This window comes from Methylophaga sp. OBS4, from assembly GCF_026319305.1.
Classification (GTDB): Bacteria; Pseudomonadota; Gammaproteobacteria; order Nitrosococcales; family Methylophagaceae; genus Methylophaga.
The window spans coordinates 40,730-64,609 of sequence record NZ_JAPDMV010000009.1 but is presented as its reverse complement, the minus strand read 5'-3'; the positions used below and the strand labels follow the sequence as shown (position 1 = coordinate 64,609).

19 protein-coding genes and 1 tRNA gene are annotated in these 23,880 nt (G+C 47.0%); 10 read left to right on the top strand and 10 right to left on the bottom strand.

The window, feature by feature from the left end:
* Positions 1 to 9: 9 nt before the first annotated feature.
* The 5 genes from OMP95_RS04160 to fba form a co-directional block, all read right to left on the bottom strand.
* Entirely contained in the window at positions 10 to 1,830 is a 1,821-nt protein-coding gene (locus OMP95_RS04160) for an MFS transporter (protein WP_266326247.1), read from the bottom strand.
* 95 nt (positions 1,831 to 1,925) lie between these two features.
* Complete coding sequence (locus tag OMP95_RS04155) at positions 1,926 to 2,831, bottom strand: phosphoribulokinase (RefSeq protein WP_266326245.1); 906 nt, start codon at positions 2,829 to 2,831, stop codon at positions 1,926 to 1,928.
* A gap of 43 nt (positions 2,832 to 2,874) precedes the next feature.
* A complete protein-coding gene (tpiA, locus tag OMP95_RS04150; protein WP_266326243.1) occupies positions 2,875 to 3,729 on the bottom strand; it encodes a triose-phosphate isomerase in 855 nt (284 codons plus the stop codon).
* Between the two features lie 36 nt (positions 3,730 to 3,765).
* A complete protein-coding gene (locus tag OMP95_RS04145) occupies positions 3,766 to 4,764 on the bottom strand; it encodes a class 1 fructose-bisphosphatase (RefSeq protein WP_266326241.1) in 999 nt (332 codons plus the stop codon).
* 111 nt (positions 4,765 to 4,875) lie between these two features.
* On the bottom strand, positions 4,876 to 5,934 hold the full coding sequence (fba, locus tag OMP95_RS04140) for a class II fructose-bisphosphate aldolase (protein ID WP_266326239.1): 1,059 nt from the start codon (positions 5,932 to 5,934) through the stop codon (positions 4,876 to 4,878).
* Positions 5,935 to 6,547: 613 nt separating this feature from the next.
* Between fba and OMP95_RS04135 the strand changes: the two genes are divergently transcribed.
* From OMP95_RS04135 to OMP95_RS04125, 3 genes are all read left to right on the top strand, one after another.
* Positions 6,548 to 6,871 (top strand): helix-turn-helix domain-containing protein, encoded by a 324-nt coding sequence (locus OMP95_RS04135; RefSeq protein WP_266326237.1) that lies wholly within the window; start codon positions 6,548 to 6,550, stop codon positions 6,869 to 6,871.
* A complete protein-coding gene (locus OMP95_RS04130) occupies positions 6,868 to 8,142 on the top strand; it encodes a type II toxin-antitoxin system HipA family toxin (protein ID WP_266326235.1) in 1,275 nt (424 codons plus the stop codon). The genes OMP95_RS04135 and OMP95_RS04130 overlap by 4 nt, the downstream gene beginning before the upstream one ends.
* Before the next feature lie 95 nt (positions 8,143 to 8,237).
* Positions 8,238 to 8,606, top strand: coding sequence for a helix-turn-helix domain-containing protein (locus OMP95_RS04125; protein WP_266326233.1), 369 nt, complete (start codon positions 8,238 to 8,240; stop codon positions 8,604 to 8,606).
* Between the two features lie 92 nt (positions 8,607 to 8,698).
* On the opposite strand, the gene OMP95_RS04120 is transcribed toward OMP95_RS04125, so the two are convergent.
* Positions 8,699 to 9,160, bottom strand: coding sequence for a very short patch repair endonuclease (locus OMP95_RS04120; protein ID WP_266326231.1), 462 nt, complete (start codon positions 9,158 to 9,160; stop codon positions 8,699 to 8,701).
* A 148-nt stretch (positions 9,161 to 9,308) separates the two neighbouring features.
* Here OMP95_RS04120 and OMP95_RS04115 point away from each other — a divergent pair, with 148 nt between their 5' ends.
* The 3 genes from OMP95_RS04115 to OMP95_RS04105 are packed head-to-tail and all read left to right on the top strand — an operon-like array spanning position 9,309 to position 15,152.
* Positions 9,309 to 10,427, top strand: coding sequence for a DNA cytosine methyltransferase (locus OMP95_RS04115; RefSeq protein ID WP_266326229.1), 1,119 nt, complete (start codon positions 9,309 to 9,311; stop codon positions 10,425 to 10,427).
* Positions 10,424 to 13,393: an ATP-binding protein gene (locus tag OMP95_RS04110; RefSeq protein WP_266326227.1), complete on the top strand. Its 2,970-nt coding sequence runs from the start codon at positions 10,424 to 10,426 to the stop codon at positions 13,391 to 13,393. Before OMP95_RS04115 ends, OMP95_RS04110 begins: the two co-directional genes overlap by 4 nt.
* A gap of 1 nt (position 13,394) precedes the next feature.
* Positions 13,395 to 15,152, top strand: coding sequence for a response regulator receiver domain (locus tag OMP95_RS04105; RefSeq protein WP_266326225.1), 1,758 nt, complete (start codon positions 13,395 to 13,397; stop codon positions 15,150 to 15,152).
* A 52-nt stretch (positions 15,153 to 15,204) separates the two neighbouring features.
* Here OMP95_RS04105 and OMP95_RS04100 read toward each other — a convergent pair.
* From OMP95_RS04100 to OMP95_RS04085, 4 genes are all read right to left on the bottom strand, one after another.
* Positions 15,205 to 15,291 (bottom strand) — tRNA-Leu (locus OMP95_RS04100).
* Positions 15,292 to 15,345: 54 nt separating this feature from the next.
* A complete protein-coding gene (locus OMP95_RS04095) occupies positions 15,346 to 17,079 on the bottom strand; it encodes a chloride channel protein (protein ID WP_266326223.1) in 1,734 nt (577 codons plus the stop codon).
* Between the two features lie 46 nt (positions 17,080 to 17,125).
* On the bottom strand, positions 17,126 to 18,508 hold the full coding sequence (gene hemN, locus OMP95_RS04090) for an oxygen-independent coproporphyrinogen III oxidase (protein ID WP_266326221.1): 1,383 nt from the start codon (positions 18,506 to 18,508) through the stop codon (positions 17,126 to 17,128).
* 86 nt (positions 18,509 to 18,594) lie between these two features.
* Complete coding sequence (locus OMP95_RS04085; RefSeq protein WP_266326219.1) at positions 18,595 to 19,266, bottom strand: TIGR00730 family Rossman fold protein; 672 nt, start codon at positions 19,264 to 19,266, stop codon at positions 18,595 to 18,597.
* 507 nt (positions 19,267 to 19,773) lie between these two features.
* Here OMP95_RS04085 and purD point away from each other — a divergent pair.
* From purD to hemF, 4 genes are all read left to right on the top strand, one after another.
* Positions 19,774 to 21,063: a phosphoribosylamine--glycine ligase gene (gene purD / locus OMP95_RS04080; RefSeq protein ID WP_266326217.1), complete on the top strand. Its 1,290-nt coding sequence runs from the start codon at positions 19,774 to 19,776 to the stop codon at positions 21,061 to 21,063.
* 26 nt (positions 21,064 to 21,089) lie between these two features.
* Complete coding sequence (locus OMP95_RS04075; protein WP_266326215.1) at positions 21,090 to 21,962, top strand: phosphoribulokinase; 873 nt, start codon at positions 21,090 to 21,092, stop codon at positions 21,960 to 21,962.
* A 391-nt stretch (positions 21,963 to 22,353) separates the two neighbouring features.
* Positions 22,354 to 22,908: an L-threonylcarbamoyladenylate synthase gene (locus tag OMP95_RS04070; protein ID WP_266326213.1), complete on the top strand. Its 555-nt coding sequence runs from the start codon at positions 22,354 to 22,356 to the stop codon at positions 22,906 to 22,908.
* Positions 22,905 to 23,822 (top strand): oxygen-dependent coproporphyrinogen oxidase, encoded by a 918-nt coding sequence (gene hemF, locus OMP95_RS04065; RefSeq protein ID WP_266326211.1) that lies wholly within the window; start codon positions 22,905 to 22,907, stop codon positions 23,820 to 23,822. The genes OMP95_RS04070 and hemF overlap by 4 nt, the downstream gene beginning before the upstream one ends.
* The last annotated feature ends 58 nt before the right edge of the window (positions 23,823 to 23,880 follow it).

The window sequence follows — 23,880 nt, the reverse complement described above, 5'->3', positions numbered from 1 at the left end:
CGTTACCCATTATTGTTGATTGCCAACAAATATAGCGCCTGTCAGTTGGTCTTCTTCATTGGTAAGTGGTGCATAACGGGTCTCATAATGCTTGCCAAATAAAATAGCTTCGCCGATATAAGATTTCTTGTTAATTAATGCCTGATAGCTTGGATAATCGCGATCGAGTTTTGTATTGACTGCGGACTTGCCGTCAGCGGTTAATAAATTGGTCTGGGATCTAATAAAATCCTGATCATGAAACTTGAAAATTGTCACTGCCGTCATCCGGTGCCTGGCATTGATGATATAAATAGTCATCAGGATGCTCACGGCAAGAGCAACGGCAAAGATACCCGAGAATACTTGCAACACGGTTTCGTAAGAGCCGGTCGCCTCATAGAGCCGGGCAACAATCTGTGGCCCAAAGACGCCGGCCATGGCCCAGGCAGTGAGTACATAACCGTGAATGGCCCCTAATTCTTTCGTACCAAAAAGATCGCCAATGTATGCCGGCAATGTTGCAAAACCGCCGCCATAACAAGTCAGAATCAGGTAGAGCACAACCTGGAACAGAAGTACGCTGGTAATATTGGGCAGGAAATAGAAGGCGGCAATCTGTAGTACAAAAAATAGGGTATAGGTATTGGCACGACCCAGAAAGTCGGAAAAAGATGCCCAGCCGATACGGCCTAATCCATTAAAAATGGCCATCATTCCCACCACGGCAGCCGCTTCTCCAGGGGTTAACCCGATATTTTCCTGTGCTAATGGTGAGGCACTGTAAATGATGCCAATACCGCAGGAGATGTTGATAAACATCATGGTCCATAAACCATAGAAAGGCGCTTTTTTTATGGCTGCATTTGCGGTCATCTGCGTCAAATCCGGTATCAATTTCTTTTTGCCGGATTCAACATCAGCTTTCATACGGGCAGGCATCCAGCCTTGAGGCGGACGTGTGATGTAACTTGCGGCCGCAATCATGATAAGCAGATAGGTCAGGCCCGCGACCAGAAAGGTAACCGAAATCCCCGATGCAATGGCGCGCTTGAACTGCTCTGAGCCTTTCAATTGCCAGAATGATGTAAGTTCCCGGCTGTTCAGTGCCGTATTAAGCTTGTCCAGTTGGGGTTTGGCATCTTTTGTCAGTTTTTCCGGCAACAGATTCAGTATCTCTTCCTTGTTGCCATTTTTAACGGTGCCCAACAATCTTTCCATGTCGTAGTTGATACCGGACTCATTGTTTAGTTGAATATCTTTAAGCATCTTTTTGGCCGAATTGTAGCTGGCTATGCCTGCTCGATATTCTGCTGTGGTGAGTTCAAGCTTAGCGGCTGCAACATTGGACATAATGCGATCGTAAACCGGGCCACCAATAGCCGCGCCAAAGCCAAACCCCATAATTGCCAATCCGGTTGCCAAACCACGCCGGTCCGGAAACCATTTCACCAGGGTCGAAACCGGTGTGATGTAGCCAATGCCGAGACCAATGCCTCCCAGTATTCCATAGCCTAACCAGAGGATCTCAATGACGCCAAGCTTGATCCCGAGGCTTGCGACCATAAGGCCAACACCCCAAAAGGCAGCGGCGACCATGCCGGATTTCCGTGGGCCATGACGTTCAACAAAATGGCCCATCACGGCAGCCGACATGCCAAGGAAAAAAATGGCCAGGCTAAAGGTGATGGCGATATCGCTTTGCCCCCAGTCAAAGGCATTTTTAAGCGGAAGGTTAAATACACTCCAGGCATATACGGAGCCGATCGAGATATGTATACCAACGGCAGACAGCGCTATTAGCCAACGATTTTTTATGTCGGCCTGTGAATAAGAATTGAACTCTGTCATGTTGTTACTCCGGTTGTCAGCAAAAAGATGAACCGCCCCGAGCGCTTCGGAGGTGTCCGTTAAACTGGGGTAAAATCAGGGAGTGAAATCAAGCGTTACGCCACTCTTGATGCTGGCGTTGACGGCGCCTTTAAACCGCGCTTGCGTTTCGCCATCATCTCTTCAACAAATGGTGTCAGAATGATTTCCATCGCCAAGCCCATTTTCACGCCCGGCACCACGATATTGTTCGGCCGCGACATAAACGAGTCTTTCAGCATCGACAGGTAATAGGGGAAATCCGCCTTTTCCGGCTCTTTGAAACGGATCACGCACAGGCTTTCATCCGCGGTCGGGATTTCACGCATCACAAACGGGTTCGAGGTATCGATCAGCGGCACCCGCTGGAAATTGATATGGGTGCGTGAAAACTGCGGCGTGATGTGGTGAATATAATCCGGCATCCGCTTCAGGATGACATCGACCACTGCCTCCTGCGAATAACCCCGGTTGGAGCAGTCACGTTTTATTTTTTGAATCCATTCGATGTTGATAACCGGCACCACGCCGATCAATAGATCGGTGTACTGGGCGATATTGACGTCATCGGTCACCGCACCGCCATGCAAACCTTCGTAAAACAGTAAATCGCTGTCATTATCGATTTCTTTCCACTCGGTAAAGGTGCCGGGGTCTTGGTTGTATTTGGCCGCTTCGCACTTATCATGAATGTAGTAACGCTTCTCGCCACGGCCGGTTTCGGAATAGGTATGGAACAAATGCTCCAGCTTATCCAGGCAATTCGCTTCCGGGCCGAAGTGGGTCAGGGTTCTGCCTTCTGCTTCCGCTTTAGCCACTTCAGCGCGCATTTCTTCGCGGCTGTATTTATGAAAACTGTCACCTTCAACGACAACGGGTTTGATATTGGCCCGGCGGAAAATATCTTCGAAAGCATGCTTTACAGTAGATGTGCCGGCGCCTGAAGAGCCGGTAACGGCAATAATTGGATGGGATGCTGACATTTAAGCCTTCTTTTTAATGGGGTTATTGGAGGGCTGCACTGACTCAAGTTGCTGCGGTTTGCAGCAAGTCCTTCGGAGCGATTTTCGAATTTTTGACTGCGGCGGCAAAACAGATGTGCATAAAGTCTTCAACAGCTAACGATGCACCCCCGATCAGGCCGCCATCCACATCAGGCATGGCAAAAATCGAGGCGGCATTATCGGGTTTGACGCTGCCGCCGTACAGGATTCTGAGCGAGTCGGCGGTTTTTGGGTCATGGCTTGCCACGCGTTGGCGCATAAAGGCGTGTACCTCCTGTGCCCACTCGGGCGTGGCCGATTTGCCTGTACCAATGGCCCACACAGGTTCATAAGCTAAGACGACTTGTTCAAGGGATTTGGCGCCCCAGTGTTCAATCAACAGGTCCAGTAATCTGGCGATGATTTCTTCTGTTTTACCGGCTTCATAATCTTCTAAGGTTTCGCCAATACAGATGATCGGCGTCAGCTTTTCATTAATCGCCTGCGCGTATTTCTCAGCCACGATTTGATCCAGCACATGCTGATCCAGCTCCAGTTTTTCATACAGGCAGCGGCGTTCGGAGTGGCCGATTAACACATATTCGCAGCCAAGCCCGACTAGCATTGATGCCGAAATTTCACCGGTGTAGGCGCCTTTGTCATAGGCTGACACATTTTGTGCGCCCCAATGCAGTCCGGTTCCTGTCAGCACTTCTTGTGTGTCTTTGAGATAGACCGAGGGCGGAAAAATAGCGATATCGACATCCGGCGCGGTGTCGGTTTTTTTCAATATGCTGTGTAGCAGTTCTGCTTTATAAACGATGTTCTGCAACAGAATTTGCGGGCTCTCAACAGGGTTGTTCATTTTCCAGTTTCCAGCGACGAGTGGTTTTCGCATAGGTTGTTCCTCAATAATCTGGTGGCACGGTTTGTGTTATTGGTGGTAGGAAACCACGCGTTCCACTTCGTTTTTGGAACCTAAAATAACCGGGACTCGCTGATGGATCGTGTCAGGCGAAATGGTCATGGTGCGTTCTCGCCCTGTTGAGCAAGCACCGCCTGCCTGTTCGACAATAAAGCCGATTGGGTTGACCTCATACATCAGGCGCAACTTACCCGAGTTATTCTCGACACGGTTGTCATAGGGGTACATAAAAATGCCGCCCCGTGTCAGTACCCGATAGACTTCGGCGACCATTGACGCCACCCAGCGCATATTGAAGTTTTTGCCACGCGGACCGATTTCGCCTTGCAGGCATTCATCGATGTAACGTTGTACCGGCGCTTCCCAGAAGCGTTGATTGGATGTGTTGATGGCAAATTCATGAGTGTCTTCAGGAATGGTCATGTTGGGATGCGTTAACACAAACTCGCCGATATCCTGGTCAAGGGTAAAGCCGTTGACGCCATTACCCGTGGTCAAAATCATCATCGTTGCCGGTCCGTACAGAACAAAACCGGCGCAGACCTGTTCGATGCCTTTTTGCAGGAAATGGGTAGTTGAAACAGCTTCTGTTTCGTCTGTTTGCAGAATGGAAAAAATAGTGCCGACGGTGAGATTGATATCAATATTGGATGAACCATCAAGCGGATCAAACAACACCAGGTATTTACCTTTGGGGTGATGATCCGGAATGGGGATCAGTTCATCGATTTCTTCAGATACCATCCCGGCCAGGTGACCGGTCCATGACAGCGCATCGACCATGATGTCGTTGGCAATAATGTCGAGATGTTTCTGGGTTTCACCCTGCACATTGGTTGAGTGCGAGGCGCCCAACATGCCAGTAATGGCGCCCCGACTAACCGTATGAGAGATTTGTTTACATGCAGTTGCTATATCGTTTAGCAACTGACTTAAGTTACCCGATTCATCAGGCAGCGCATGCTGCTGTTCAACGATGAACTGGGTTAAGGTTTTTTGTGTGCTCATTTATCGCTCCAAAAAATGCGATCTAACAATGAATGGTTTCTTAACCTTGTACCCAATCAACCTTGAGGTTGATTGGATATGAATTGTCGGATTGTTGTTATTAGCTACGCGCTAGGCATAATCTCCACGGGCGTATTTGCCCATCATCTTTTCTAATGAAAAAGCTTTGATTTTGCTGGCATGGCCGGCACTGCCAAACGCTTCATAACGCTGCTGGCAAATGTCCTGCATCGCGGCGGTGGCCGCTTTGTAGAATTTGCGTGGATCAAAGTTGGCGGCATTGGCCTTGTCAGTTAAAAACTGCCGTGTTGCGCCGGTGGCCGCCATCCGCAAGTCGGTGTCGATGTTGACTTTGCGAACGCCGTATTTAATACCTTCGACGATCTCTTCGATAGGTACGCCGTAAGTTTCGCCGATATCGCCACCATGTGCGTTGATGACTTCCAACCAGTCTTGCGGCACCGAGCTGGAACCATGCATCACAAAATGGGTATTCGGCAGTTTCTGCTGAAGGGTTTTGAGATGGCTTATTGCCAGCACATCACCTGTCGGTGGCTTGGTAAATTTGTACGCGCCGTGACTGGTGCCAATCGCAACCGCTAATGCGTCGATATTAGTTTGTTTGACAAAATCAACGGCCTCATCGGGATCAGTCAATAACTGGCTGTGATCAAGTTGTTCATCACTGCCATGACCATCTTCTTCACCCATCATGCCCGTTTCTAAAGAACCGAGACAGCCCAGCTCACCTTCTACAGAAACACCACAAGCATGGGCCATATCGACCACGGTACGTGTGACTTTCACGTTGTAGTCATAATCAGCCGGCGTTTTCATATCTTCCAGCAATGAACCATCCATCATCACAGAGCTGAAACCTGACTGAATCGCTCTGGCACAGACAGCGGGTGAAGAGCCATGATCCTGATGCATAACTACGGGTATGTGGGGGTAACTTTCAATTGCTGCCAGAATCAGGTGGCGAAGGAAGGGTTCACCGGCATAATTTCTAGCGCCAGCAGAACCCTGCATGATAACCGGGCTGTCACAAGCGTCAGCTGCCTGCATGATAGCCTGGACCTGTTCCAGGTTATTGACGTTGAAGGCAGGGACTGCAAACTCCTGCTCTGCTGCATAATCAAGCAGTTGTCGTAATGATATTAAAGCCAAAATATTCATCCTCCGAATTGCAATTCCATCGACGGAAAAGCGTGTCACTGATGACCAGAAAAATCTGGGGTTTTTCAATCTAGAACAAATGGGCAATAAGGAAAAGACATAATTTTTTATGCTAGATATAAAAATATTTTATGGGTTGGTGGCCACGACAAGTATGGCGGTAGTACAGGAATGGTTGGCTGAGATAAAAAAGCCCTCGACACTTTTCAGTGTCGGGCTTCGATATTCTTGAGGGGGCTTCAATCGAACTCATGCCGTTAAGGCTTGTTGTGTATTGGCTTGGCCTGTCACCGGCAATGTAAAACCGACTCACTAAGACAATCGAAAATTGACCCACCTGAGGCAGAATGGCACCATTCGTAACGACAGGATGGCGGTTGAATCCGCGCTCTAAAAATACTCTCTTTCACTCATCTAAAAGTAATTTCAATCGCTTTGACTTGAGCTATTCATGAGAAACTAATAAGTTTCTTTTCCGCTTTTGATATTTAAAAGAGTCTAAAAAGTTTCTTTTTGATGGCATGGCAACTTATATGTTGCTATTTGTTTGTTAAGAAATTAGTATGTTTCTTATATCTGGATAAGCAACTTATGAGTTTCTGATATGAGCTCGCTACTTACACAACTTAAAAAAAGACGAATGACCCTAGGGCTGAAGCAAAAAGATATGATGCTTCGCGTTGGAATGTCTCGTCAGCAATATAACCGACTGGAAACAAAGGGGAACCCTCGCTTAGATACCTTAGAGCTGGTTGCAAAGGGCCTTAAGAGCGAGCTGATGTTGATCCCACAAGAAAAACTGAGTGCCGTTATGGAGGTGCTAGAAAATGATAGCGGCTTAAAAAGGAAGCAATTTATTGGCAGTACCGTAAATGAAACATTTGCTGATGATCCCTGGAAAGGCTTGCTCGATGAGGATAAGGAATGACTTCATCGGCGCAGATGAACGAAGTTCAGGTTCTGGAGTTATCCTTACATGGCGAGCTTGTTGGTTACTTAGCTGGCTTCAATAATGGTCGAAATGCTTTAACTTTTGCAGGGTCGTTTCGCGCTAATCCCGACCGTCCAACATTCAGTTTGATTACCCACCCCTCTTTTCCCGGAGTTGATAAAGGACTTTCAGAGCCTTGGGTCAGAAATCAGAGACTTCATCCAACCTTATCAAACTTATTACCAGAGGGGGCGTTGAGGGAGTTAATTACGCAGCATAAAAAAATCCATATAGATGATGAGTTTCATCTCTTTTCATATCTAGGCCAGGATTTACCCGGAGCCATTGTGGCCAGGCCAATGCGGCCAGAAGAAGTGCCAGAAAGCGTCCTTAGCACACATGGCAAAGCGAAAGCGGTAGAGTTTAATATTGGAGATGGTGAGAACAAATTCTCCTTGGCTGGAGTGCAAATAAAGTTCTCGATGAAGGAGAAAGATGGACGCTATAACCTCACAAAAGGGGGAGAGCTGGGGGACTGGATCATCAAAACACCCTCAACACAGCACAAAAATGTGCCACTGAATGAATTTACTGCCATGTCACTGGCTGAAATGGTAGGTATTGAAATTCCAGAAATTAAGCTCGTTGAACTCAATCAACTTGATAACTTACCCCAAATAAATCTGCCGGATGAAAGATACGCTTTTGCGATTAAACGCTTCGATAGAGCGGGTAATGAGCGTGTTCATATGGAAGACTTCGCTCAGATCCTGGTTAAGTATCCACACGAAAAATATAGATCGGCTAATTACGAGCAGTTAGGGAAGATCATTGATGGTTTTTCAGGTGATGGTCTAGCAGATACTCAACAATTTGCCCGTCGTTTATTGGTAAACATATTGCTGGCTAATGGCGATGCTCACATCAAGAATTGGAGCTTTCTGTACCCGGACAAAGTAACGCCTAGACTTTCACCGGCATACGATATCGTCACCACGAGCGTTTATATCGAGGACGAGGTTCAATTTGCTTTGAACCTTGGGAAAACAAAAGAGTGGTACAAAGTATCGATGGCTCATTTTGAATACTGGGCGACAAAAGCAGGTATTCCCTGGCGAGCAGTAAAACCCCATCTGGATGATGTTATGGAAACCGCGAGAGCATCATGGCCTCAAGCATTGAGTGGATTACCAATGGATGAGGACCATAAAGCTAAGTTAAGCGCTCATTGGACATCATTACATGAGGATTTCAAGATTGATGTCTGACTGGTGGCACAGATTGATGTGCAGACTATTTGAATGAAACCGGCGCCTCGCGGAACAGGGGCGGGAGACGTGCCATACGCTGGCGCGTGGAAATTATGAATATCAAACCTATTAGAACTGATGCTGACTACCGTGCGGCATTAAAAGAAATTGAAAAGCTGATGACGGCCACGCCGGATACACCTGAAGGCGAAGAGCTGGATGTACTGGTGACCCTGGTGGAAGCCTATGAAGCCAAACATTACCCGTTGGATTTCCCTGATCCGGTTGAAGCCATCAAGTTTGAAATGGAGCAGAAAGGGCTGAGCGTTAAAGACTTGGAGCCCATGATCGGTAAGAGCAATCGTGTTTATGAAATTCTGAATCACAAGCGCTCACTGACGCTGAAAATGATCTGGAAGCTGAATCAGGAGCTGGGTATCCCGGCGGAGTCGTTAATCAAACCACCGCATGCTCGCGCTTGAGTCTACCCTTTGGAAACGAGGTGAATTTATATTCAAGTGTTACGGCCCCTTGAATCATTACGGCCCCTTGAATCACTCGGGCCCTTGATTCACTATCCTAATTTAGTTGTCCCATTGATTTCACTTGAGCTGTAACCGTGAACAAGCCAATCTGAAATTAGATTTATCAAATCTGGTTTTAAGAGTCTGTTCCTGTCGTTAATCGAACATTCCCAGATAATTAACACCCGCCAACCGGATTGCATCAATCTATGGATATTTTTACTGTCTCTGCTTCTATTATTTGAAATTTTCTCTTTCCAGAATTCCTCATTTGTATTCGGCCACGAGAATTTTTTGCAGTTATGGCCATGCCAGAAACAACCATATATTTCTATGACTGCTCTGTATTTAGGGAAAACCAGATCAGGTTTCCCGGGCAATGATTTGTCATGAAGTTTGTATCGGAAACCTCTGCCATGGAGGGCTTTCCTGATGATGATTTCCGGTTTTGTATTTTTGCTTTTTACAGCTCGCATGTTTTTTTTGCGAACCTCGGGTCTATGAGTATCCATAGCTCCTGTCCTCTTTTTAAGACAAATATACCCAGGTCCTATATTAGAAAATACTAATTATTATAGGCACATCCTCATTCTATGACTACAATACAGACATTTGTATTAAAAGCGGCTAACTGCTTGTTAGCATGAGAGAGGAAAGATCTTGCAATATAAGGGACTGAAAGCTGTAGACCTTTTCGCTGGCGCTGGCGGGTTTTCGCTTGCAGCAATTCAAGCGGGTTATAGCTTGGAGTTTGCTGTAGAAAATGATCGTCATGCAACTGAAACATACAGAAAAAATATTTGTAACGCCATCAGCAAACAGACAGAGCTTTTCGAGTTAGATGTTGAAACTCTGAATCCTGCGGAACTACAAGAAACCTTTTTTACGAATAGCAGATGTGATCTGTTACTGGGCGGACCACCATGCCAAGGGTTCTCAACCCATCGAATTCGTGATGCAGGTGTTGGGGATCCGAGAAATAAACTCATCCACACTTATTTTAGTTTTGTAAAAAAATTAAAACCGCGTCTTTTCTTAATGGAAAATGTGCCTGGAATTTTATGGAAAAGGCACGAAGATTATTTGGCAAAATTTTACGAAGAAGGAGAAAAGTCTGGGTATAAGCTTTTTGCGCCAATAGTCCTCGATGCCAGAGATTACGGTGTACCTCAAAGACGGCGCAGAGTTTTTATTTTGGGCGTTGCTGAAGAGATTAATACCAGCGATTTTGTCTGGCCTCCTAAACCGACACATTCGCATCCAAATAAAATTCCAAAAGACTCTTCTTTACTGCCATGGGTTGCATGTCAAAGTGTGTTTTCAACACCAGTAAATGTTGATGATTTAAATAATCAACACATGAATCATGGTAAAGAACTCATAGAAGTGTTCAAAAAAACCCCAATCAACGGTGGGAGTAGGGAAGACTCCGGGCGTGTTTTGCCTTGTCATGAAAAGCATGATGGACACAAAGATGTGTACGGAAGAATAGATCCATTTCAATCTGCACCTACAATGACCACAGCTTGCATAAACCCTTCAAAGGGCAGATTTGTTCACCCGACAGAGCATCATGGAATTACGTTGCGTCAGGCTGCAAGAATACAGACATTTCCGGATAGCTATGTATTTTATGGTGGTTTGATTGCTGCCGGTAAGCAAATTGGTAATGCCGTACCTGTTGAGCTGGGGAAAGTCATCATTCATCACATAAGTCAGCTTCTGGGTAGTTCTGATGAAACATCAGTTAGTCATGAAACTGCACAGGAGTGCGCATGATTGAATCGATTGCTTTCAGAACGCAAGCAAGAACAGTCGATCACCTCGGCAGAGAACAAATCGCCGATTGTCCTACAGCTATCTCTGAGCTGTGGAAAAATGCTTATGATGCTTACGCGAGTTCTGTTGAGCTTAATATCTACGATGGAGAAGAGCCAGTAGCAAACATCCTTGATAACGGTCATGGAATGTCCTATCAAGAATTTGTAGATCGATGGCTTGTAGTCGGAACAGAGTCCAAATTTAATAATAATAAGACTCCGCAAGAAGACCGAAATGGTCTTAAGCCAAGACCCAAGCAAGGGCAAAAGGGTATAGGTCGTCTTTCATCAGCAAACCTTGGGCCGCTTCTTCTGCTTGTTTCAAAACGAAAAAATAATTCTTTCGTTGCTGCCTTAATAGATTGGCGCATTTTTGAAAACCCGTTTCTGATTTTGTCAGATATAAAAATTCCCGTAACACAGTTTGATAACAAGTCGGAGCTGTTCAACTTATTGCCAGAGTTATTCGAGAAACTGACCACAAATGTGTGGGGCGATGTTGAAGACCAAGAGCATCAGCAGCGTGTAGAAGCAGCCTGGCAAACATATGACAGGATTAGCAAAGAAGAAAATGATGACAACAACTACGTTGTTCCTTCAGAACAGATTGCACAAACAATAATCAATACGCGTTTTGTAGAAAGGCATATTCAAAAGTGGCAGGTTTGGAATGAGGAAAGTCCATCTGGTACAGCCCTTTTACTTTCCGGTATCAATTACGACCTGAGAAATTATTTGTCAGAGGGAATTACAGGTCCAATGGAACAAAGGTCACAAGAACGTTTTTTTGAGACTTTATCCAGTTTCGTGGATCCATTTTGGGACCCTAATATTCCTGATATAAATGGGGTCGATCCAGAGTTTACTTATAGTGTTTCTGTTCATAAGAGTGACAAGTCAAAATTAATATTGGGACCGGCAAAAGAGTTCAATCGTAGTAAAACTACAGAATTAGAACATGTGGTTGATGGCTATATTGATGGTAAGGGTGTTTTTCATGGCCAAATAAAAGTTTTTGGGGAATGGGTTGAAGAAGGTAAAACATTGACGATCGATCCTCCAAAAGACGTCAAGATTCATCAAAGACGTGACTGGAAAGTTGGTCCGGTTGATCTCTACTTTTCAACTTTTGAGCAACAAGCTCAAAATACATCTCACTCAGCAGAGGAGTTTAAATATTTTGAAACGATGGCATCAAAATATGCTGGTTTCATGGTGTTCCGAAATAGTTTACGAGTTTTGCCCTATGGTCGAGTTGATAATGACTTTTTTGAAATTGAATCTCGAAGAAGTAGACATGCGGGAAGGGAGTTTTGGAATGCCAGAAGGATGTTCGGCCGTTTGGCATTGAGTCGAGAAAAAAACCCAAATCTTAAAGATAAGGCGGGCCGAGAAGGTTTTATAGATAACGTTGCAGCAAAGACTCTTAAAGTGCTGATAGAAAATATTTTGATGCGCACGGGCAGAAAATATTTTGGAACTGATTCTGAGCTGAGACAAACAATACTTCCTGAGCTTCAGGCTGCAAATAGAGAGGAAAAGCTCCGGCAAGAAAGAAATAAACTCCGAAAAAAACATCGATCTCAATTCAGAGGGAAACTTAAGCGGTTTAATAAACAGTTACCAGAGCTAACGGAACAGCTAACGGATTACGTTGAAAGTCTCAAGATCGAATCAGAGTCTGAGCTGTTTCTAGCTCAAGAAGAGCTGGAGTCATTTCGTACAGAATATGCAGAGTATAGGCTCTCAGGAGCCCCTCAAGAACTTGGTAGTTTAGAAGATGCTTATCGAGAATATCGATATCTGATGAGCATGTGTTATTCGATGCTTGAGAGATGGGAGCAAAAAATTCATGAGGCTATTCAGAGAATAAAACCGCCTAAGCCTTTAGAGGTCTTTGAAAAACAGAGACAAAAAAGTGCCGGATTTATTCACAGTAGGATTAGAAAGTGGAAGTCTGAAATTTCATCACTACATGAGGCAGAGAATCAGAGAATCAGCGCGTTAATCGACGAAAGAAATAAGATCTTCCACGAAACAACACTTCCACTTTTGAAGCGGGTTGAAATGAAGAGTCTCGATCTGAGAGAGAGTTTGTCATTGATGGAAGAAGTAAGGACTCAAATCGATGATGAAAATACAGAGGTTTTTGAATCATATATCAGGGCTCTGGAGACTCTGACGGAAAGTATTGATCTTGAGATGCTCGCTATTGCAGGTACTGAAGAAAATGACGAACTTCGTTCAGAAGTGGAAAGATTAAATTCTTTGGCTCAGTTGGGGATTGCTGTCGAAATTTTGGGACATGAATTGCAATCCTATGATGACATGATCGGGCAAGGAATCAATCAATTACCTGAAGAGGTGCAGCAGTCAGAGGCAATAGCTCAACTCCAGATGGGGTATCACGGACTGACAGGACAACTGAGGTTTTTATCACCACTTAAATTATCAGGCCAACGAGTTCAAAAATGGATTACCGGTCAGGAAATTTATGAGTATCTGGATGCTTTCTACTCAAACCAGCTAAAAAGCAGCAATATTTTGTTTAATGCAACAGACACATTCAAACGGATTCGAGTTTTTGAACAGCCCGCCAGGCTTTTCCCCGTCTTCATCAACTTAGTGAATAACAGTCGTTACTGGTTACAAGTTTCTGATATTGATAACAAGGAAATCAGGCTGGATTTAGTCGGAGACAAAGTATTTGTTTCAGATAATGGCCCAGGGGTAGATGAACTGGATGTCCAGAAATTATTTTCATTATTTTTTACCAGAAAAATGAGTGGCGGTAGAGGTGTTGGACTGTATTTAGCTAAGGCTAATCTTGCCGCTGGTGGTCATAAAATTAGTTATGAAATTGATAAGAATATAACTCCATTACATGGAGCAAATTTTGTAATTGAATTCAAAGGAATGGAATAGCATGATTGAGCTTGCAAAGGCATATGAGTCCCATATATGGGAAGCTTTTATTGAGCCTATTCGTTCAGTATTGATAGTTGATGATAAGTATCCGACGATCGAACAAGTGCTCGTAGCACAGGCTGATAATAAACAATTGGTACCACAGACGAATCCAAAAGAAGTTCTTAACGTTATTAAAAACTTCAGAAATCGTGATCCAGCCCTGATTGTTGATATTCACAATGGTGAAGGTGACGGTAATGATAGAGTAACTCTGTCACAACACTTGCATCAGTCAGATTTGCTAATTCTTGATTATGAATTAAACGATAGAGGTGAGAAGGCTGTAGAGATAGTAAAAAAAGTTTTCTCCAATAAACATTTTAATTTAATTGTGCTCCACACATCATCTCAACCAATCGAGCCTTTTGAAAGAATACTGATGTCTTTTTTAAGTCCGTGTGTCTCAGATTTGGGCAAAAATGATCAAATTACTTCAGGAAGAGATGTGATCCAAGATGCTGAAGATGTTGACCCAAACGTATTCAATAAAGTTAGAGCAGCACTAAACTTTCAGCAGTATATTACGTTTCGAAGAGAGCCCAGAACTGCCTTGAAAAGTATTAGAGAAGGCGCTCCCCCCTTTACCGAATTTCATCAAATTACCAGAGACTTTGGCTGGGAAAAACAAACCCCGTCTAATGTCTTCTATTGGGCTCTCAGTGAGTTTGAAAGAACCAACTCAACGGTTTTCAATACTGAGTCAAGACATGATGTTAGGTGGTCTGATGTTGCTCAAGGTGGACCACATTGGGTTAGGACAAATCAAGGATTTATTACTTTTGTACAGAAAGCAGAAGATGTTGATTTGATTAATAAGCTTTTAAAGGCATTAAGCGATTGGAAGCCAAGTCCAAGTAGATTGCTATCATCAAAACTTAGAGCGACATTAGAGGAGGAAGGAGTCCTTGCTGAAGATATTGCTTTGAGTAGTCGTCATGCTCAAGCCAAGTTTTATCAGAACCTCATCTCTGTTGATAATGAAGAATTTAAGCATGCACTGATAGATGCACAATTAGATCGCCATCTTGAGTTGCTGAGCAGCCACATTAAACCCACAGTTCGTGAATACCTCACTAAAGTTGTTGGTGTAAATCTTAACGGTATAGGCATTGGTGAGTTAACTAAACACCATTACAACGTTGACCTCTCTGATGGCAATGAAAATGAACGTGCGATCAGAGAATATAATTCATATATTTCATGTAAACCCAACATAACAGGTTGGCATCTTGAAACGGGTCATATTTTTGAGTTAAATGGTGAGAAATGGGTATGTTTATCACCCATCTGTGATTTGGTGCCCAACCAAAAGAATATTGGAGTATTTCAGGATGTGGGAACCGGCCGCAAACCTTTCATGGCTGTAAAGCTTCACTGCAAAACTGGCCCATTAGATACGAAGATAAACTCAAATAATTACTTGTTTATCAAAGGGGTTAATCAAATTGGTGAAATTGAGCAGTATAGTTTCTATGACTCCACGGATAACGCTGCTTCCCCTCATTGGAGTCTGTTCATAGCGGATGATAGCGGGAGAATACAGGGTGACAATACAATCACTATTAACAAATTAGCATCAAGCGGCCAGCAAATGTCATTGAATAACTGCCAGTGTAAGATTGTTGCACAACTGCGTTATGAATACGCTCTAAATTTATTACAGAAGTTAGGCAGTAACTTCACGAGAGTGGGTTTAGACTTTATTGCACACTGAGGCTGATATAAAAAGCCCCAACATCAATCGATGTTGAGGCTTTTGTATTCTATGGTGCCCAGGGCCGGAATCGAACCGGCACGGCCGCAAAGCCGAGGGATTTTAAGTCCCTTGTGTCTACCAATTTCACCACCTGGGCATAAGATGGGGCATTATAACCGAGATTTGCCGGATTGTTGACCCAAATAATGGCTTATTGATGTTTGGCGGTGACGGAAGCAGGCAGTTGGTAGTGCGATTCGATAGTTTCACGGGTCAGCACGCCGTAAGTCCGTTCGATCATCGGTGCGGTTATGCGCGTGACATACAGCGCTTCAACATGGTGATTGTTGAGGGCTTGCACGGCTTCATGCAGGCTGCTGTGTAAAGAGAGCTTGTGCACATTGCGGCGGGTGGCCGGGATCTGCATCAGATCCATTTCTTCTTTTTCTTCCAGACTAACGGCGCGGGCCAGATCGGCGGCGGGCATCAGTGATACCGGTTCACGGTTTTCTTTAATCAACACCCAGTCAGGGTTGGAGTTTAAGGCCTGCACAGCGGCTTGGGTGCTGACGTGGCGGGACATGATGATAAAATTGCGTTGCATGGCATTGGCGACGCTGATGCGTCGTAAGGTTTGTGTTATCGGATCGTGACGAAAATCTAGGCCACGCGTCCGCAGCAATGTCATAAATAAAGCGTCGTGTTTGAAATAGTCATGAATAATCAGGCTGGAGAATACGATCGCGAGCATGCCCGGCAGAATGAGATTGGGGTTGGCGGTCAGCTCGATTAAAGCCATTACAGCGGCGAGTGGCGCCTTGAGGGTGGCGGCCATCATGGCGCACATGCCAATTACGGCATAAAAGGTGGTGGATGAAGACAGTTCCGGAAATAAGGACTGGCCGATAATGCCCAATGCGGCACCGGCACAGGCTCCGACCACCAGGCTCGGGCCAATTAATCCGCCGGGGATGCCGAGGCCGACACAGGCGGTGGAAAGTAATAGTTTCAGCAGCATCAGCATGATTAAGGCGCCCAGCGCAATTTCGTTCATTGAGATGCCGCTGATGGCGTTATAACTCATGCCCATGACTTCGGGCATCAGCAAACCGGCGAGCCCAACCAGGATGCCGGCATAGGTGGTGCGCAGCCAGAACGGATGTTGGGTGAGAAAACCGGAAAAAAATCGCAGGCTGCGAAGATACAACGTCGCCAGCCCGCCGATCATAATACCCATCAATACGATATAAGGCAGTTCCCATAATGACTGCATATCAGCGGATAGGTTGGCAAACAAGGTGGTTTCGCCAAAGGTGACGCGGCTTATCACGGCGCCGGTGACGGAGGCGAGGATGATGGGAATAAAGCTGGCGATATGATATTCCATCATGATGACTTCCATGGCGAAAATCACACCGGCAATCGGAGTGTTAAAGGAAGCGGCGATCGCCGCCGCAGAGCCGGAGGCGACCAGAATTCTGACACTGTTATTGGGCAGCTCAAGGCCGGTGGCGAGCAGACTGCCGCCGGCGGCGCCGAGGTGAACACTGGGGCCTTCGCGGCCGACGGAATGGCCGCTGATAAGCGCTATGCTTGCGCCGAAAAATTGTATCAGGGCATTTTGCCAGGGCAGTCTGCCTTCATAGGAAGAGAGACGTTCAATGACATGCACAACACCGGTGTTACGTTGCTCGGGTGTGAGTTTGTGCAGTATCAAACCGATGATGAGGCCGCCGGCGATGGGCAGGCCGAGAACCCATTGCCAGGGCAGATGGGCGAAATCTTCAACTTTGGCTGTGGGAAATAAGGCTATCTGGCTGTAGTCGATAAACAGGCGAAAAGCGATGATAACCAGGCTCGCCAGCAGTCCGGTGAGAATAGCCAGACCGTAGAGTTTTGCCGCGGAGTCACCGAAAATAAAATATTGTCTGATTTTCTCCAGCATGCTGCCTTATGGACACCTCTGAAAATTCTAATTTTTAGAGGTGTCCTTATATAACTTTGGAGAAGCGCTCCCGTTTTTTCTGCTGGCTGTATCGATCAAAAGCCATGCAGATATTACGAATCAGCAAGCGCCCTGCGGGTAAGACCTCTATATGTTCCCCGTTATACTGCAACAGGCCATCGTGGGCAAATTGTTCAAGTTGCGCAAAGACATCATGAAAATAGTCAGCAAAGTCGATATTGTGCTGTTTTTCGACCGCGGCAATATCAAGGGCAAAATCACAAATCAGCCGGTTAATCACGCTGCGGCGTATTTTGTCATCTTCATTCAGTTCAATGCCACGGTAACCCGGCAGTTGTCCTTGCTTTATATGTTGGTCGTATTCGCCCAGCGTTTTGACATTCTGGGCATAGCTGTCACCGACACTGCCGATAGAGGTAATGCCCAAGCCAATCAGGTCGCATTCGGCATGGGTGGAGTAACCCTGAAAGTTGCGATACAACTTGTGCTGCTGTTGCGCCAGCGCCAGTTCATCGTCCGGTTTGGCAAAATGATCCATGCCGATATAGACATAACCGGCTTGGGTGAGCTTTTCGATACTGCGCTGCAGAATATCCAGTTTGACCTGCGGTGAGGGCAAGGTGTCATCGTCGATCTGGCGCTGGGTTTTGAAGAGTCCGGGCAGATGGGCATAGTTAAACACCGATAAACGATCCGGAGAGACGGCAATGACTTTGTCCAGGGTTTCACTGAAACTGTCGACCGTCTGATGCGGCAAGCCATAAATCAGATCCAGGCTGATACTGCGAAAGCCATTAGCCCTGGCGGCATCAAGTACGGCAAAGGTCTCTTTTTCACTCTGGATGCGGTTGACGGCCTTTTGCACGGCAGGGTTAAAGTCCTGCAAGCCCAGACTGAGCCGGTTAAAACCTATCTCACGCAGCAGGGCGATGGTTTCCGCATCGGCTTCTCGTGGATCCACTTCAATGGAGAATTCACCTTGTTCATCATCAGCCAGTTTGAAATGATCACGGGTGACCAGCATCAGGTCCCGCATTTGCTGGTGACTGATAAATGTCGGGGTGCCGCCGCCCCAATGTAGCTGTTCAACAACCCGGTCCGAGTCGAACAAGGCTGCCTGCATGGCGATTTCCTGATGCAGGTTGTCGAGGTAGGGTTGGGCATGCCGCCGATTTTTGGTGATGATTTTATTGCAGGCACAATAAAAACAAACGGTGTCGCAAAACGGCAGATGGAAATAAAGTGATAATGGCCCGCCCCGTTGATTGGAAAGTGCGATCTGGGTTTTGTAATCCTGCTCGCTGAATCCTTCATGGAATTCCACAGCGGTGGGATAAGAAGTATAGCGGGGACCTGCGGTGTCGTAGCGTTGAATCAGCTCGGCATCGAATTGCACGGAATGTTTCAAGGCTTTGTTCCTGTTTGGTTTTTTGCATCAATTATATTGACACAGTCAGATAAGAAGAAGTTTAACACACATGATCTTGACCTGGATCAAACGGTGAAACGTTGTTCGTCTTCCGGATGGGCACCGATACGGGAAAAATGATCCTGAATAATGGGCAGGACCTGTTCGGGTGTGTCGACTATCTGGAATAAACACAGATCATCGTCATCAATGCATCCCAGTCCGACAAGCTGTTCACTGAGCCAGTCAATCAGGTCGTTCCAGAACGATGAACCATACAAAATGACCGGAAACTGACGAATCTTCTGTGTCTGGATCAATGTCAGCGCTTCGAAAAACTCGTCCAGGGTGCCGAAGCCGCCCGGGAAAACGACATAACCGATGGAGTATTTAACAAACATCAGTTTGCGCACAAAGAAATAACGGAAACTGAGGCTGAGATCCTGGCTGGGATTGGCTAATTGTTCGTGCGGCAGCTCGATATTGAGCCCGACCGAGTGGGCGCCTTGTTTGAATGCGCCTTCATTGGCCGCGCCCATAATGCCGGGACCGCCGCCGCTGATAACTGAGAAGTTCGCCTGGGATAATTCACGGGCAACGGTTTTAGCCGCTTCGTAATACGGTGAATCTTCCAGCAAGCGGGCGCTGCCAAAAATAGAAACGGCCGGCCCCAGATTATTCAGGGTTTCAATGCCGTCGATCAGTTCGGCCTGGATGCGGAAAACGCGCCAGGCTTCGGAGGTTTTTAGATCTTCCACGAGATTTATTATGATCCTTGTAAATAGTGACGGCCTAAAGCCAAGATAATTAAAAGCCGCTGGCAATGCAATGAAGTTGAGGAGAGATGCCTCCGCTGCGGTCGGCATGACACCGTTAAGTCATCCTGAGGCAGGTACAGGGACCGGTCATTTCGAGCGTAGCCGAGAAATCTTTACGAGATGTCTCCACTCCGGTTATTCACATGGATGTGATGGCCGCTGTCGCTATCCCTGCTATCGCGGCATTTGGGCGTCCTGCCCATCATATGCCGCCAATGCAGGAGCAATTGGCGGTCGACAAGACAGTCCCCTCGCGAAGCTCGGGTCCGGGACCGGGATCTGTAAGGCTGCAGCCTTCAGCTTCGCAAAGACGTGTTTGGTAAAAGTCCGGCCTGCTGAATCAAAAGCACAACGAGCTCTGGCAGAGCGGCGTCTAATGATAGTTATTTGGAAATCAAGCTATCTACGGTATTATTATCGGTTTTTCAGCATATTTGGCAGACAATTATGAAAGTTTTGGTGATTGGTAGCGGTGGCCGCGAACATGCGCTGGCCTGGAAGTTAAGTCAGTCTCCTCGCTGCTCTCAGGTTTTTGTGGCGCCGGGCAACCCGGGCACTGCAAATGAGCCTGATATCGAGAATGTCGATATTGCCGTTGAAGATCTGGCCGGACTGGTTGATTTTGCCCGTGACAATGATATCGGGCTGACAGTTGTCGGCCCTGAAATTCCACTGGTGATGGGTGTTGTCGATGCCTTTGAAGAAGCTGGTCTGCGTTGTTTCGGACCCAGTAAGGCGGCAGCTGAACTGGAAGCTTCCAAAAGTTTCACCAAAGATTTTCTGGCTCGCCATCATATTCCTACCGCCGCTTATCAGGTTTTTACTGATGTGGCTGCCGCCACTGATTATATCCGCTCCCAGGGGGCGCCGATTGTCGTAAAAGCCGATGGTTTGGCCGCAGGTAAAGGTGTGATCGTCGCTCAAACTGAAGCCGAAGCGATTGCCGCAGTAGAAGATATGCTGTCCGGTAATGCGTTTGGTGAAGCCGGCCACCGGGTGGTGGTGGAAGAGTTTATGACCGGTGAGGAAGCCAGCTTTATTGTGATGGTTGATGGCGAACATATTCTGCCGTTGGCGACGTCACAGGATCACAAGGCCCGTGATAATGGTGACAAAGGTCCTAATACCGGTGGTATGGGGGCTTATTCACCCGCTCCGGTTGTCACCGATGAGGTGTTCGATCGCATTATGACGGAAGTGATTGAACCCACAGTGAAAGGCATGGCTGCAGATGGCAGGCCTTACACCGGTTTTCTCTATGCCGGTCTGATGATTGATGAAAAAGGTTCACCACGCGTAGTCGAATATAACTGCCGTTTTGGTGATCCGGAAACACAGCCGATTCTGATGCGTTTACAATCTGATTTATTGCCACTTTGCGAAGCGGCTCTGGATAAACGTCTGCACCAAGTAGAGGTATCCTGGGATCCGCGTGCTGCGGTGGGGGTTGTCATGGCTGCCGGGGGCTATCCTGCTGCCTATCGCAAAGGCGATATCATTGCCGGCCTGGATCAGGCAGACTCTGTTGTCAGCAAAGTGTTTCATGCTGGCACCGCTTTGCGAGAGGGCGAAGTGGTCACTGCGGGAGGTCGTGTTTTATGCGTGACTGCATTGGGTAACACGGTTGCCGAGGCGCAGGTGAATGCGTATAACTCATTAAAGAGAATAAGCTGGCAAGATGCGTATTTCCGTACTGATATTGCCTATCGTGCTGTAGCTCGTGAGCAGGTACAGTAACTAATTGATTCTAAGGAGAAGGCTTAATGTCTGTATCCCATCCGATTATCGCTGTTACCGGTTCATCTGGTGCCGGTACTTCAACTGTCAAACATGCGTTTGAGGATATGTTTCGCCGGGCCAATATCAAGCCGGTAGTTGTTGAAGGTGATAGTTTCCACCGCTATAACCGTGAAGATATGCGGGCTGAAGTGGCTAAAGCAGAGGCTGAGGGCAGAACCCTGACGCACTTTGGTCCGGAGGCCAATTGTCTGGACAAGCTGGAACAACTGTTCCAGACCTACGCTGAAACCGGTCGTGGTGAAAAGCGTTATTACATTCATGATGAATCGGAAGCGGTGAAATATAATCAGCCGCCCGGCACGTTCACGGAATGGGAAGAAATCGACTCCGACAGTGATGTACTGTTTTACGAAGGTTTGCACGGTGGCGCGGTGACTGATGAAGTGAATATCGCGCAGTACACCGATATGCTGATTGGGGTGGTGCCGGTCATCAATATCGAATGGATTCAGAAGATCAAACGTGATTGTGCTAACCGTGGTTATTCTCAGGATGCAGTTGTCGATATTATTCTCAAGCGCATGCCGGATTATATCCACCACATCACCCCTCAGTTCTCCCGCTCTCATATCAATTTCCAGCGGGTACCCTTGATTGATACGTCCAATCCGTTTGTGATGCGCGAGATCCCGACATCTGATGAAAGTCTGTGTGTGATTCGTTTCAAGGATCCCAAAATGGCGGACTTTCCCTATTACCTGTCGATGCTGAAAGACTCGTTCATGTCGCGGCCCAATAATATCGTGGTGCCGGGTGTCAAAATGGGACTGGCGATGGAGATCATTCTGACACCATTTATCGAAGAGATGATGGTGAAAAAACGTCAGCGTGGTTAAGGAACAACGAACGTCATTCAGGGCACGAGCACGAAACTATCTTAAAAAAAGCATGAGGATCATCTAATAGGGTAGGGTTTTTGCTCAAGATGCCTCCCGCTATGGTTATGTCCAGGGATGGACGGTATGCCGATAACGCAGGAGCAGTTATCGGTCGACATGACACCGTTTTTGATCGACGGCAAGGTACGTGGATCATAAAAGATGTCACCCTGAGCGAAGCCGAAGGGTCTCTTGTCGGGATTTTATGCGGTTGCCCTGGAGTGTCATTGCGAGCGTAGCGAAGCAATCCAGCTCCATAGGTCGGGGTGAAACTTTTTGCCTCTACGGCCATGCCAGACTATATCACCACGCCTTTGGCCTCACGATGACGAATTTGTAGAGACGATAAATGACATCTTTGAACTGGCGTTTACGACAAGCAGTACTGACCTTGCAGCAAGGCGGCGTGATTGCATATCCCACCGAGGCCGTATTCGGAGTGGGCTGCGATCCCTGGAATGAAGAGGCCGTTTTGGAGCTGCTGGCATTAAAACAGCGGCCCTGGACCAAGGGGCTTATTCTTATTGCGTCTGACTTTAACCAGTTGCAGGATTTTATCGAACCGGTTTCCGCCGATATTTTGCAACAATTACAGGCAAGCTGGCCGGGCCCGGTTACCTGGTTGTTACCGGCCAGAGAGAGCGTGCCGGCTTACCTGACAGGTGTGCATGACAGCATTGCCGTTCGCGTGACGGCGCACCCGCTAGCGGCGAGTTTATGTGACGCGTTTGGGGGCGCTATTGTTTCCACCAGTGCCAATATCACCGGACGCAGACCTGCTCGCAATGTACATCAGGTTCGCTGGCAGTTGCCGGAACTGGATTATGTGTTGCCCGGAGCCTGTGGTGGTGCCGACAGGCCCAGTCAGATCCGTGATGCGCTCAGTGGAGAAATCATACGATGAACCAACCTGATATCAATGCGGTACGTAAGTATTTACTGTCGCTGCAAGATAGTATCTGCAATGAGCTTGAATTACTCGACGGTGGCGCCCTCTTTGAGCTGGATCAGTGGCAACGTGACGGTCATGGCGGCGGCGGTGGCCGCACCCGGGTTCTGAGTGAAGGCGGGGTGTTTGAGCAGGGTGGTGTTAATTTTTCTGAAATCAGTGGTGATGATCTGCCCCCGTCAGCAACAGCCAGCCGTCCGGAATTGGCGGGTCGGCGTTTCCACGCCATGGGCGTATCACTGGTGATCCATCCGCGTAACCCTTATGTGCCGACTTCACATGCCAATGTCCGTTTCTTTATTGCCGAAAAAGACGGCGAAGCACCGATTTGGTGGTTTGGCGGCGGTTATGATCTGACACCTTATTACGGCTTTGAAGAAGATGCGGTGCACTGGCATCAAACGGCCAGAGACGCCTGTCAGCCGTTTGGTGATGAGGTTTATCCGCGCTTCAAACAATGGTGTGATGACTATTTCTACCTCAAACATCGGGATGAATGTCGCGGCGTCGGCGGTTTGTTTTTTGATGATCTGAACGAAGGGGGCTTTGACCGCTGTTTTGCCTTTTTACAGGCGGTGGGTAACAGCTATATTGAGGCTTATGCACCGATTGTAAAACGCAGAATGAATCTGCCTTATGGCGAGAGAGAGCGTGATTTCCAGCTCTACCGGCGCGGTCGCTATGTGGAGTTTAACCTGGTTTATGATCGCGGCACATTGTTTGGTTTGCAGTCAGGCGGGCGCACTGAATCGATTCTGATGTCGTTGCCGCCGCTGGTGAAATGGCGTTATAACTGGCAGCCTGAACCGGGATCGGCAGAAGCCCGTTTATATACTGATTTTCTGCCACCACGCGACTGGATTGACTAAAACTATGGGCAAGGCCTGACTATGGTTTTAGTCAGGCCTTGCCCATTTCCACTGATTT